The organism is Pseudomonas sp. NPDC089752, assembly GCF_044748725.1.
GTDB lineage: Bacteria > Pseudomonadota > Gammaproteobacteria > Pseudomonadales > Pseudomonadaceae > Aquipseudomonas.
Genome location: NZ_JBIVGP010000018.1, coordinates 83,114 through 94,859, shown reverse-complemented (window position 1 = coordinate 94,859; position 11,746 = coordinate 83,114). Strand labels below are relative to the sequence as shown.

Sequence of the window (11,746 nt, the reverse complement as noted above, 5' to 3'; positions counted from 1 at the left end):
CGGGCTCGATGCCCTAGGAGCGGCTCCGCTTCAAGACCTTCCCTCGATGATCAGTCGAGAACTTTCGCCTCTTGGGAGGCGAAAGTCGAGATACAAGGAGCGGCTTCAGCCGCGAACACCGGCGAAGCCGGTGCCATCCACCGCGTCGCCTGGTTCGCGGCTGAAGCCGCTCCTACAGGGATTTTATTGTTCGGCAATGGTCCGAACGATAGCGTCCACCGTGGCGTCGATCTGCGCCTGGGTCCGCTCGAGGGTCTGCTGGTGTTCCTTCTGCAGTTCAACCTGCTTGGAGCACAGGTTCAACGCGGCCAGCACCAGCAGCTTGTCGCCGATCAGGGTCGGGTACGAACGCTTGGTCTCGGCCAGGGCGGTGTTGAGCATCCGTACCGCCTGCGCCAGGGTTTCTTCCTGGCCTTCGGGCGCCTTGATCGAATAGTCGTTGCCGAGGATCGACACGACATTGACCGGCTGCGCTTGCAGTCTCATGCGCCGACGACACCTGCGGTCGCACGGTCAACCAGCGCCTGGATGCGCGCGGCGGTGGCGCCGTTCTTCTCTTCCTGCTCCATCAGCGACAGCTGCAGGGTTTCGTTTTCTTCCTTGGCCTGGGCCAGTTCCTGGCCGAGGGCGGTGTTCTGCTCGGTGAGTTGAGCGTTTTTCTGCATCAGGTCGCTGACCAGTTGCTCGATTTGATTCAGGGAGGCTTCCAGCATGGGGATATCTCAGTTGTTGCAAAGGGCGCACACGATAAAGAAAAGCGCGAGCCATCGCCATTAAATAACGGATTCTTAAGGTTTCTTACCCCGCAGATTGACAGGGTATCCGGGTTCTTGTTCCGACCTGGATCAACCGCCGGTCAGGTAAATCGTTAGCTGGCTCACAAACTTGCTCGTTCACGCTCAAGACTGGCCGGTCACGACCGATAGCCAGGCAAGTCTTATTTTGTCGCACGGACCGCGCCTTCCTCCCTTGCCTGGATTCCTCTCCCCATGTCTCTACGCAACATGAATATCGCCCCGCGCGCATTGCTCGGTTTCGCCCTGATCGGCCTGCTCATGCTCGGCCTGGGTATCTTCTCGCTGATGCAGATGGGCAACATCCGTCAGGCGGGTGTTGTCATCGAAAACATCAGCGTGCCGAGCATCAAGACCCTCGACGAACTGACCTCGCTCAACCTGCGCCTGCGCACGCTGTCCTACCGCCTGCTACTCAACCGCGAGCCGGAAACCCAGCGCGACACCCTGCGCCTGCTGGATGAGCGCAACGCCCAGATCGACAACGCACGGCGCGCCTACGAGCCGCTGGTGACAGCTGCGGACGAAAAGGCCGCATTCGAGCAATACCGCCAGTTGCTGGACCAGTACCGCCAACTGGAATCGCGCATGCGCAGCATGAGCCAGGCCGGCGACCTCGAAGGCCTGCGCACCCTGCTCAACCGCGACCTGCTGGAAAACTCCGAACAGATCAACAAGGTCATGGACACGCTGGTGCGCATCAACACCGACCAGACCCGTGAAACCAATGAAGTTGCCGCCAGCCAGTATTCAGCGGCCTTCGCCCTGGTGATCGGGCTGCTGATCGCCGCCGCCGTGCTGACCTTCCTCTGCGCGTTCCTGCTGACCCGCAGCATCGTCAAGCCGATCGAAGAAGCCCTGCAGGCGGCCGAGCAGATCGCCGACGGCGACCTGACCAAGGTCATCCGTGCAGACGGCACCGATGAAGCCGCCCGCCTGCAACGAGCCATGGCGCGCATGCAGGACAAGCTGCGCGACACCCTGCAACTGATTGCTGGCTCCGCTACGCAGTTGGCCTCGGCCGCCGAAGAGCTGAACTGCGTCACCGATGAAAGCGCCCGAGGTCTGCAGCAGCAGAACAACGAAATCGAACAGGCCGCCACCGCCGTCACCGAGATGACCAGCGCCGTGGAAGAAGTGGCACGCAACGCGGTCAGCACCTCGGAAGCTTCTGGCGAAGCCAGCCGCTCAGCCGGTGACGGTCGTGACCTGGTGATGGAAACCGTCGGCGCCATCGAGCGCATGAGTGGCGATGTGCAGGCCACCGCCAAGCTGATCACCCACCTGGCTGAACAGTCACGCGACATCGGCAAGGTGCTCGACGTGATCCGTGGCCTGGCCGACCAGACCAACCTGCTCGCACTGAATGCGGCAATCGAAGCGGCGCGCGCTGGTGAAGCAGGCCGTGGTTTTGCGGTGGTGGCCGATGAGGTGCGCGCGCTGGCCCATCGCACCCAGCAGTCGACCAGCGAGATCGAGCGCATGATCGGCAGCATCCAGGGCGGCACCGAAGAGGCGGTGGAATCGATGCGCACCAGCACCGAGCGCGCCGAGTCGACGCTGAACATCGCCAAGGGCGCCGGCATGGCGCTGGACACCATTGCTGGTGCGGTCGCGCAGATCAACGAACGTAACCTGGTGATCGCAAGTGCCGCCGAAGAGCAGGCCCAAGTGGCGCGGGAAGTGGACCGCAACCTGGTGAACATCAATGACCTGTCGGTGCAGAGCGCGACCGGAGCGCACCAGACCAGCGCGGCGAGTGCTGAATTGTCGCGCCTTGCTGTGGACCTGAATGGGCTGGTGGCTCGGTTCCGCACCTGAGATTGCAGGGGCCGCTATGCGGCCCATTCGCGGGGCAAGCCCGCTCCCACAAGTTTGGATTGCCAATCCCTATCCACTGTGGGAGCGGGCTTGCCCCGCGAAGAGGCCGGCACTACCACCCAACATCCCGCAACCATTCCCCACCTCGCACTTATCCCAGCTGACCTAGTGTTTCCCTGAATCTTCAAAGGGAACAACACATGGACCGTGCCCAATCTCACCTTTTGCGCCGTGGCCGTTTCTCTCAGCCAGGCGGGCTCTACCTGCTGACAACAGTCACTCACGAGCGCAAACGGATCTTCACCCACTTCCAGTTCGCCCGCAGCGTCATCCACCAACTGAGGCAAACCGAGCTCGATGGACTGTGCCGGTCCCTGGCCTGGGTGGTCATGCCAGACCATGTTCATTGGCTGATCGAATTACGAAGCGGCACGTTGTGTTGCTTGATGCGCAGGTTCAAGTCGCGCAGCAGTCATGCGCTTTATCAACTCGGTATGCCGCGCCGCAAGATATGGCAACCGGGCTATCAGGACCATGCCTTGCGCCGTGAGGAGAATGTTGTGCATGTGGCCAGGTATATCGTGGCCAATGCCATAAGAGCGGGGTTGGTTCGCCGTGCTGGCGATTATCTACATTGGGATGCTGTGTGGATTTGAGGGCCTCTTCGCGGGGCAAGCCCGCTCCCACAATGAATGTTATGCACTGTACTTCTGTGGGAGCGGGCTTGCCCCGCGAAAGGGCCAGCAGCCGTAAGACATTTCTGAACTTGAAACCAAATACTTCAAGATCGGCATGCTTGGGAATTATCCTACGCGCGCTGCTGAAGTGTCGCTGTTGTCGGGGAAATGGCTCAGGGATAACGTTTTCGGGTCGCTTCGGCGACCGGGTGTGAGAACCTGACAGGTAGATTTTGGTAGCACCTTTATGGTGGCCGTACGTGGGCAGGCTTCGTCCTGGCCGAGTCTTTGCCAATTCTCCTCGGTTTTCTCACCCTGCGTACGGCTGCCACCCTCAATCCGTGAGAAAGATTCGGGTGGTAGTTCCTTTCTTGAGAAATGGAATTACATCATGAAGAAAATCGTCCCCGACCCACCACGTCGCAAACCCATCACTTCCCCCTTCTTCACCCATCAATCCGACATGAACCCACCCGACGCCCTGGCTCACATCAGCGAGCTGCTGCGTGGTGTCATCGAAACCATCGACGAACACTGCCGCGCCCGCGCCGGCGAACATGGCCTGAACATGCTGAGCAATGCCATGCATGCCACAGAGATCGCGCATTCTCTGGTTGAGCATGTTCATGATCGGCTCTATGGACAAAAGGCGGAGGGATGAAACCATGACGGGCGTAATCAAATCCGTAGCGACCATAGGAGCAGAAACTTTCCTCGAAGTGGGTAACCCGCCCATACACCTGCTAAGGGTACAGCCGGGTATTCCCATCGATGATGTCTATGAGCAGGTGTCGGTTTTCTGGGCTACATCAAGCATCTGGTTCGTGAGGGGGATATGGAAGATGACCACAAGTTGCTGGGTGCCGCGGATTATCTGAGTGCTTTGGCCAAAGCCTTGATGAATGATATTGAGATGGCCAAGAATAGAATGCATTGACTTTGAGGGCCTCTTCGCGGGTCAAGCCCGCTCCCACAGATACCCCGCTGCATTCGGGTTCAGCGCAATACCTGTGGGAGCGGGCTTGCCCCGCGAAGAAGCCATCTGATCAGTAATCGATCCGCACATCCCCTTTCGGCACACTGCAGCACGACAGAATGTAGCCCTCGGCTTCGTCTTCCTCGGTAATCCCGCCGTTGTGCTCCATCTCCACCTCACCGCCCAGCTTGAGCACCTTGCAAGTCCCGCAGATACCCATACCGCAAGCCTTGGGAATCATCAGCCCGACTTTCGCCGCCGCCGCATGCACAGTCTCACCCGGCGCAACGCGGATACTCTTCTCGCTGCCAATGAACTCCACCAGATTGAGATCGGACACATCCACTTCCGGCGCATCGGCCGCCTGTTCGGCGTGCTCCACGGCATCGGCCTTGGCTTCCGGCGGCGTCGCGCCGAACGATTCCTCGTGGTAGTTCTTCATGTCGAAGCCAACCGCTTCGAGCATGCGCTTGACCGCCGTCATGTACGGCGTCGGGCCGCAGCAGAAAATGGTGCGTTCCATGTAGTCCGGCGCAATCAATTCCATCAGCCGCTGGTTCAGGTAACCCCGGTAACCCGCCCACGGCTCGCCCAGCCCGTGCTTCTCGCAAATGATGTGCAGGCTGAAGTTGGGGATGCGCGACGCCATCTGCTCCAGCTCGCGGTGGTAGATGATGTCTTTCGGTGAGCGGGCGCTGTGCACGAAGACCATGTCGACGTTGGCGTTGGTGTCGTAGAACCAGCGCGCCATCGACATCACCGGAGTGATGCCGACACCGCCGGAAAGGTACAGCACCTTGCCCGCCGGGAAGTCGATGGCATTGAACAGCCCGACCGGGCCGTGCACCGGCAACTCGGCGCCTTCGTGCATGGTGTCGTGGAGGAAGTTGGAAACCTGCCCGCCCGGCACGCGCTTGACCGTGATCGAGAAGCTGTAAGGCACCGACGGCGAGCTGGAAATGGTGTACGAACGCATCACCGGCTTGCCTTCGATCTCCAGCTCCAGGGTGACGAACTGCCCGGGCTTGAAGAAGAACATGATCGGCTGGTCGGCCATGAAGCAGAAGGTGCGCACGTCCCAGGTCTCCTGGATGACCTTGACGCAGCGCACGATGTGGCGGCCGTTGGCCCAGGTCTGTGTGCTGACCGGATTGAGGAAGGTATCGGACATGTTCATCTCCAGCGGCCGACAATGGCCCTTTTTATGGCTGCGATAATGCGCAAGCTGAACACGTCGTACATTCCTGCCAGCGACATCGGCGTGCTTATCGCGACCAGCCCCGCGCTACAAGGGCTGGCGCGTCGTAATTCAAATCGGCCATGTCGCCCATGGATACGGTTCGCGGCGCCTTCGGACGCACACTCCACGGCAAAAGAAGCTGCCTTTTTTCGGCAGCCAGTCTTGCGGCACCACAACAACGATTAGCCACCTTTTGCCGGCCGCACACGGCCCCGAGGATTACACGATGGACGTCACCGCAACCCTGAGCCTGGGCGATCCACTGGAACCTGCACGCAAGGCCACCGCCGAGATGCTGCAGACCCGCGAGCGCACCTACTCGCTGCCCCAGCCGTTCTACACCGACGAGCGTCTGTTCCAGATCGACATGCAGGAGATCTTCCAGAAGGAATGGCTGATCGCCGGCATGACCTGCGAGATCCCGGCTAAGGGCAACTACATCACCCTGCAGATCGGCAAGAACCCGATCCTCGTGGTGCGCGGTGCCGAGGGCAAGGTGCATGCCTTCCACAACGTCTGCCGCCACCGCGGCTCGCGCCTGTGCGTCAGCGACAAGGGCAAGGTGGCCAAGCTGGTGTGCCATTACCACCAGTGGACCTACGAACTGGACGGCCGCCTGCTGTTCGCCGGCACCGAGATGGGCGCCGACTTCGACATGAAGGAATACGGCCTCAAGCCTGTGCACGTGAAAGTCGCCGGCGGCTACATTTTCATCAGCCTGGCGGAGAATCCGCCGGCCATCGACGAGTTCCTGACCACCCTTGAGCACTACATGGAACCGTACGACATGGAGAACACCAAGGTGGCGGTGCATACCACCTTGATGGAAAAGGCCAACTGGAAGCTGGTACTGGAAAACAACCGCGAGTGCTACCACTGCAGCGGTTCGCACCCGGAGCTGCTGCAGACCCTGTTGGAGTGGGACGACACCAACGACCCGCGCGCCAGCCAGGAATTCAAGGACCACGTGGCCGCCTCTGCCGCCGCTTGGGAAGCCGAGAAGATCCCTTACCTGCACAAGAGCCATGGCCTGCGTAACCGCATCGTGCGCATGCCGCTGCTCAAGGGCACCGTGTCGATGACCATGGACGGCAAGCAGGCCTGCCAGAAGCTGATGGGCCGCATCAAGAACCCGGACCTGGGCTCGATGCGCATCCTGCACCTGCCGCATTCCTGGAACCATTGCATGGGTGACCACATCATCGTCTTCACCGTGTGGCCGATCAGCGCCCAGGAGACCATGGTCACCACCAAGTGGCTGGTGCACAAGGATGCCGTCGAAGGCGTGGATTACGACCCGGAGCGCATGCGCAAAGTCTGGGATGCAACCAATGACCAGGATCGCCGCCTGGCGGAAGAGAACCAGCGTGGGATCAACTCCACGGCGTACCAGCCTGGGCCGTACTCCAAGACTTACGAGTTTGGCGTGGTCAACTTCATCGACTGGTACAGCCAGCGCGTGCTGGAAAACCTTGGTGCAGAGCCTGCGCCGTATCTGAAGGAAGTGAAAGCGCAGTAACGGTACGTTGCATTGAAAACGCCACGGCTGATGCGTCAGCCGTGGCGTTTTACATGGTCATGCAGAGCTTTGGCACATGTTATCCACAGAACTATCGACAGGGGTTGTGGACAGTGAAAGGGCGCGGATGGAAATGTTGGTTGATCGTTTTTTGACCAAATCTCTGTAAGCCCATGATTTCAAGGCTCACAGCGTTAATCGAACACCTTGTCCACAGAAGGACCAACAGATTTTGTGTGCAGAAAGAACGTGCAGGCCAAAATCGTTGTGGATAACAGCTTAAGCTACTGAAAACACTGATCTGGCGGGATATTAGGCGTGATTGATCAATTATTGATCATATTCCTGTAGGCCAATGGCTGCGCGGGTTGTAGATATTGCCGAACATATTATCCACAGAGCCGCCAACAGCGATTGTGGGAAACTCATTCAAATATTCACCCGGCTGATTTGGGATGGCCATCACCAAGGCTGATCACTTTTTGATCATATCTGTGCAGGCCTTGCGAGCCGTGGCTCACAGCGAAGCGTGAACACTTTATCCACACCTTGGCGAACAGAATTGGTGGGTAAATGATTCGAGATCGCTTCGCGGGACAAGCCCGCTCCCACAGGTATTGCACTAAACCCAAGGGCAGTGGAGTACCTGTGGGAGCGGGCTTGCCCCGCGAACATGGGCGAAGCCCGTGCCATATCAGCGCAAAACCCCCTCCTCCACCAGCAGCTTGAGGATCGCCTCAGCCCCTTCCTGTGGAGAAACATCCTTCAGCACCTTGCCGCCACCACCACTGGCCTTGGCCGTGGCCGCTTTCATCCGGTCCGCACCGCTCTTGGCCTTGATCACCTTGAGCCGCTTAGGCCGGGGCCTGGCGGGCTGCAGTTCGGCTTCAGCCAGCAGCTCATCCTCGACGATCGCTACGTTACGCGCCGCCAACACACCCCGACGCGCCGGCCCGAAGGCACTCTGGCGCGGCTTGGGCGCAGCATTATCCACAGTCGCCAGCAACGGCAGTCGCACCTTCAACCGGCGCCGCTGGCCACGTGGAAGCGCCTGCAGAACCTGCGCGGTGCCGTTATCGATCGATTCCACCTCGGCCAGCCCCACAACTAGCGGCCAGCCCAGCTTCTCGGCCAGAAGGAATGGCAACATGCCTGAGCCCTCGCCAGTCTCGGCCTGGCTACCGGTCAGCACCAGTTGAGCGCCAGCATCACGCAGATAGTCGCCCAACACGCCCAGCACATCGGCACCCGCCGGCTGTTCGAGCACATCAAGATGCTCCAGCCCCATGCCCAGGTAGGCCCGCAACGCCTCTTCACGCGGATCGCCAGCATGTACCACCTGCAAGTTATCCCCAGCCAGCTGCAAACCCAGCTCCACCGCACGCGCATCCTGTTCGGCGCGCCGAGCACGGCCGGAAGTCGGGTGAGCACCAATGGAAACCAGGCTGATGACTTTCGTACTCATGCTCGTGCCCTTATGCCGCGTCACGCTGACCGCCGCTGCGGAAGTTGTCCACAGCCTCGATCAGTGCCTTGAGGATCGCCGAACTGTCGCCAATCACCGACAGGTCCGCCCGTTTGATCATGTCGCAGCCGGGGTCCATGTTGATTGCCACCACCTTGTCGCAGGCGCCGATGCCCTGCAGGTGCTGGATCGCGCCGGAGATACCCACAGCCACGTAGACCCGCGCCGTAACCCAGGTACCGGTAGCGCCGACCTGGCGGTTGCGCGGCATGAAGCCGTCGTCCACCGCCACCCGCGAGGCGCCTTCGGTTGCGCCGAGGGCGGCTGTCGCCTGGTGGTACAGGTCCCAATCCTTGACGCCATTGCCGCCCGACACGATGAACTCGGCTTCGGCCATGGCGATGGTGGCCGGGTCGACTGCCACCGAACCGAGGTCCTCGATACGCGACAGGCTGCGCGCTACGCCTGTGGACAACTCCACCGGTAGCGCTTCGTGCCGCGTTTCGCTGACCGGCTCGGCACACTCTGCCGCCGCCAGAATCAAGCGTGGCACCGCCCGCTGCAGGTCTTGCTGGCCAGCGCCGGCACGGCCGATACACTGCCCATCCTTGACCTGCCAGACCCGCGTCGCCGGGCGTTCGCCCAGTGCGGCACCGAGGCGTCGGCCCAGTTCGCCCCCGCCCGTACGGCTGTCGGGCAGCAGCCAATGGCGCGGCGCAAATTGGTTATCCACAGCCCGCAGGCCCTGCACCAGTTGCTCCGGTGCATAACCTTCGAACGCTTCACCTTCGATGACCAGCAAGCGGTCAACGCCGGCTGTGGAAAAGTTGTTTTCCTTGTGCTCGCCAAACACCACAGCCAGCACCGCGCCGTCGCTACCGGCCAGACTGTGGGCCAGGCCCAGCAGGTCGCGGTCGTGGCTGCTCAGGCGGCCACCGACCATGTCCGGCACCACGGCAATGTAGAACGCTGGTGCCGGCACCTGGTGCAGCGGCAACTGCACAGCCGCCGCTGCCGTGCGCCGCCCGCCGACCCCGGTGCCCTGCTGGGCGCCGCTGCGGTCGATACGCTTGAGGCCAGCGGGGCCGATGAAGCCGGCGGCGATGGCATGAGGGTTCTTGCGGATAATGCCGTTTGGCCCCATCCAGCTGGTTTGTTGCGTCTGCATGGCCGCGTGCAGCGGGTGCAGACGGTTACGGGCGATCCACTCGGCGCGTGGGTCGCGGCGGATGATGTCGCTCATCAGTGCACCTCCGCAGGTTCACGTTTGACCGTTGGCGACTTTGGGGCCGCCGGGGTTTCCTCTTCGATCAGCACGTCGGCTACCAACTCGGCGAGGTCCTTGATCTGCGGGCGCGGTTCGACCACGCCTTCGAGCATCGCCGTGCACTGTGGACAACCCACGGCGACCAGCTCGGCTTCGGTCTCGCGGATGTCGTCCATGCGCATGTCGGGGATACGCTGCTTGCCCGGGATGTCGGTGATCGGCGCACCACCGCCACCGCCGCAGCAACGGGAACGGAAGCCCGAGCGCTGCATCTCGCGCACTTCGATGCCGAGCGCCTTGAGCACTTCGCGCGGCGCCTCGTACTCGCCGTTGTAACGGCCCAGGTAGCAAGGGTCGTGGTAGGTCACGCTGCCGCCCTTGTGCTGGCCGAGGTTGAGCTTCTTGGCGGCGATCAGTTCGGCAATGTAGGTGCTGTGATGCTGCACCTGATAATCGCCGCCCAGTGCGCCGTATTCGTTCTTCAGCACATGGAAGCTGTGCGGGTCGCAGGTGACGATGCGTTGGAACTTATACTGCGCCAGGGTCTGGATATTGCGTTTGGCCAGGTGCTGGAAGGTCGCTTCGTCGCCCAGGCGGCGCGCCACGTCGCCGCTGTCGCGCTCTTCCAGGCCGAGCACGGCGAAGTCCACGCCCGAAGCCTTGAGCACTTTGACGAACGAACGCAGGGTGCGCTGGTTGCGCATGTCGAAGGCCCCGTCACCGACCCAGAACAGCACTTCGGTGGTTTTCACTTCCGACAGCAGTTTCAGGTTGAGGTCGGCCGCCCAGTTCATCCGCCCGCCCGGGGCGAAGCCGCCCGGGTTGTCGGTGGCGATCAGGTTGTCCAGCACCTCGGCGCCCTTGTTTGGGGTCGCGCCTTTTTCCAGGGTGAGGTGGCGGCGCATGTCGACGATGGCATCGACATGCTCGATCATCATCGGGCATTCCTCGACGCAAGCGCGGCAGGTGGTGCACGACCACAGCGTCTCGGCGTCGACCAGGCCATTGACGATCGGTTGGTGCGGGTTGCCGCCGTGTTCGCCGATTGGCTTGCCGGGGTATGGGCTGCCGGCGAACTGCGCATCGGTGCCACCAGCCAGGCCGATGACCATGTCCTGGATGAGTTTTTTCGGGTTCAACGGTTGGCCGGCGGCGAAGGCCGGGCACATGGCTTCGCATTTACCGCACTGCACGCAGGCGTCGAAGCCGAGCAGCTGGTTCCAGGTGAAGTCCACTGGTTTTTCCACGCCCAGCGGCGCGGTCCGGTCTTCCAGGTCCAGCGGCTTGAGGCCGGTGGAGCGCCCGCCGCCGAAGCGTTCGGCGCGGCGGTGCCAGGCCAGATGCAAGGCACCGGCGAAGGCGTGTTTCATCGGGCCGCCCCAGGTCATGCCGAAGAACAGCTCCGACACGCCCCACAGCACGCCCAGGCCGAGCACGCCGACCATCACCCAGCCGCCGGTGTTGGCGGGCAGGATGCCGGCCACCGGCAAGGTGGCGATGAAGAAGCTCGCGGCGAACACCAGCAGGCTTTTCGGCAGGCGCATCCACGGGCCCTTCGACAGGCGCGCAGGCGGGTTCAGGCGGCGTTTGAACACCAAAATAGCGCCCGTAAACATGATCACCGTGGCCACCAGCAGGGCGTAGCCGAGGATCTTGCTCTGCAGGCCGAAGCCGTGCACCAGGATCGCCAGTGCAGCCGACAGCACGAAGCCGCCCGCCGTGGCCACGTGGGTCTTGGACATGTACTTGTCGCGCTCGACCACGTGGTGCAGGTCCACCAGGTAGCGCCGGGGCATGGCCAGCAGGCCGCCGAGCAGGTTGACCTTGGACGGCCGGCCACGCCGCCACATGCGCACCCGGCGCACGGCGCCGAGCAGCGCCAGGCCGAGGGCAGCGAACAGCAGGATGGGTAGAAGGGTGTTCAACATGGGAGGCTCCCACAACAGCTAAATTCTTGCGCCACTCTGAAGGGCGGCGCGGACCCTGT

10 protein-coding genes and 2 pseudogenes are annotated in these 11,746 nt (G+C 61.8%); 6 read left to right on the top strand and 6 right to left on the bottom strand.

Features of this window, described 5'->3' with window-relative positions; all coding sequences use genetic code 11:
• Nucleotides 1-183 precede the first annotated feature (183 nt).
• Nucleotides 184-486: a cell division protein ZapA gene (locus ACIPZF_RS23620; protein WP_012316646.1), complete on the bottom strand. Its 303-nt coding sequence runs from the start codon at nucleotides 484-486 to the stop codon at nucleotides 184-186.
• Nucleotides 483-713 (bottom strand): hypothetical protein, encoded by a 231-nt coding sequence (locus ACIPZF_RS23615; RefSeq protein WP_400803857.1) that lies wholly within the window; start codon nucleotides 711-713, stop codon nucleotides 483-485. Before ACIPZF_RS23615 ends, ACIPZF_RS23620 begins: the two co-directional genes overlap by 4 nt.
• A 276-nt stretch (nucleotides 714-989) precedes the next feature.
• Here ACIPZF_RS23615 and ACIPZF_RS23610 point away from each other — a divergent pair.
• The 5 genes and pseudogenes from ACIPZF_RS23610 to ACIPZF_RS23590 all read left to right on the top strand — a co-directional run.
• Nucleotides 990-1,760 (top strand): annotated as a pseudogene (locus tag ACIPZF_RS23610) (MCP four helix bundle domain-containing protein); the annotation flags it as partial.
• Nucleotides 1,743-2,615 (top strand): methyl-accepting chemotaxis protein, encoded by an 873-nt coding sequence (locus ACIPZF_RS23605; RefSeq protein ID WP_400803865.1) that lies wholly within the window; start codon nucleotides 1,743-1,745, stop codon nucleotides 2,613-2,615. The pseudogene ACIPZF_RS23610 and the gene ACIPZF_RS23605, both read left to right, overlap by 18 nt.
• A gap of 200 nt (nucleotides 2,616-2,815) precedes the next feature.
• Entirely contained in the window at nucleotides 2,816-3,271 is a 456-nt protein-coding gene (locus tag ACIPZF_RS23600; RefSeq protein ID WP_400803856.1) for an REP-associated tyrosine transposase, read from the top strand.
• Between the two features lie 412 nt (nucleotides 3,272-3,683).
• Nucleotides 3,684-3,953, top strand: a complete 270-nt coding sequence (locus ACIPZF_RS23595) for a hypothetical protein (protein ID WP_400803854.1) — start codon at nucleotides 3,684-3,686, stop codon at nucleotides 3,951-3,953.
• A gap of 4 nt (nucleotides 3,954-3,957) precedes the next feature.
• A pseudogene (locus tag ACIPZF_RS23590) lies at nucleotides 3,958-4,229 on the top strand (DUF3077 domain-containing protein).
• A 109-nt stretch (nucleotides 4,230-4,338) separates the two neighbouring features.
• Here the strand turns inward: ACIPZF_RS23590 and gbcB are convergent.
• Nucleotides 4,339-5,439: a glycine-betaine demethylase subunit GbcB gene (gene gbcB, locus ACIPZF_RS23585; protein WP_400803852.1), complete on the bottom strand. Its 1,101-nt coding sequence runs from the start codon at nucleotides 5,437-5,439 to the stop codon at nucleotides 4,339-4,341.
• 295 nt (nucleotides 5,440-5,734) lie between these two features.
• Here gbcB and gbcA point away from each other — a divergent pair, with 295 nt between their 5' ends.
• The gene (gene gbcA, locus ACIPZF_RS23580) at nucleotides 5,735-7,027 is read left to right on the top strand and encodes a glycine-betaine demethylase subunit GbcA (RefSeq protein WP_400803850.1); all 1,293 of its coding nucleotides are present in this window, start codon (nucleotides 5,735-5,737) and stop codon (nucleotides 7,025-7,027) included.
• A 694-nt stretch (nucleotides 7,028-7,721) separates the two neighbouring features.
• Here the strand turns inward: gbcA and ACIPZF_RS23575 are convergent.
• Genes ACIPZF_RS23575 through dgcB form a run of 3 tightly spaced genes read right to left on the bottom strand, consistent with a single transcriptional unit; the run spans nucleotide 7,722 to nucleotide 11,687 of the window.
• Complete coding sequence (locus ACIPZF_RS23575) at nucleotides 7,722-8,492, bottom strand: electron transfer flavoprotein subunit beta (protein ID WP_400803848.1); 771 nt, start codon at nucleotides 8,490-8,492, stop codon at nucleotides 7,722-7,724.
• A 10-nt stretch (nucleotides 8,493-8,502) separates the two neighbouring features.
• Nucleotides 8,503-9,735, bottom strand: a complete 1,233-nt coding sequence (locus ACIPZF_RS23570) for an electron transfer flavoprotein subunit alpha/FixB family protein (RefSeq protein WP_400803846.1) — start codon at nucleotides 9,733-9,735, stop codon at nucleotides 8,503-8,505.
• Nucleotides 9,735-11,687: a dimethylglycine demethylation protein DgcB gene (dgcB, locus tag ACIPZF_RS23565; RefSeq protein ID WP_400803844.1), complete on the bottom strand. Its 1,953-nt coding sequence runs from the start codon at nucleotides 11,685-11,687 to the stop codon at nucleotides 9,735-9,737. The genes ACIPZF_RS23570 and dgcB overlap by 1 nt, the downstream gene beginning before the upstream one ends.
• Between the last annotated feature and the right edge of the window lie 59 nt (nucleotides 11,688-11,746).

What these genes read in the sequence shown, in the direction of transcription:
- ACIPZF_RS23595 (WP_400803854.1), top strand. Translation starts at nt 3,684, where the DNA reads ATGAAGAAAATCGTCCCCGACCCACCACGTCGCAAACCCATCACTTCC.
- ACIPZF_RS23605 (WP_400803865.1), top strand. Translation starts at nt 1,743, where the DNA reads ATGGCGCGCATGCAGGACAAGCTGCGCGACACCCTGCAACTGATTGCT.
- ACIPZF_RS23575 (WP_400803848.1), bottom strand. Translation starts at nt 8,492, where the DNA reads ATGAGTACGAAAGTCATCAGCCTGGTTTCCATTGGTGCTCACCCGACT.
- ACIPZF_RS23600 (WP_400803856.1), top strand. Translation starts at nt 2,816, where the DNA reads ATGGACCGTGCCCAATCTCACCTTTTGCGCCGTGGCCGTTTCTCTCAG.
- dgcB (WP_400803844.1), bottom strand. Translation starts at nt 11,687, where the DNA reads ATGTTGAACACCCTTCTACCCATCCTGCTGTTCGCTGCCCTCGGCCTG.
- gbcA (WP_400803850.1), top strand. Translation starts at nt 5,735, where the DNA reads ATGGACGTCACCGCAACCCTGAGCCTGGGCGATCCACTGGAACCTGCA.
- ACIPZF_RS23620 (WP_012316646.1), bottom strand. Translation starts at nt 486, where the DNA reads ATGAGACTGCAAGCGCAGCCGGTCAATGTCGTGTCGATCCTCGGCAAC.
- ACIPZF_RS23615 (WP_400803857.1), bottom strand. Translation starts at nt 713, where the DNA reads ATGCTGGAAGCCTCCCTGAATCAAATCGAGCAACTGGTCAGCGACCTG.
- ACIPZF_RS23570 (WP_400803846.1), bottom strand. Translation starts at nt 9,735, where the DNA reads ATGAGCGACATCATCCGCCGCGACCCACGCGCCGAGTGGATCGCCCGT.
- gbcB (WP_400803852.1), bottom strand. Translation starts at nt 5,439, where the DNA reads ATGTCCGATACCTTCCTCAATCCGGTCAGCACACAGACCTGGGCCAAC.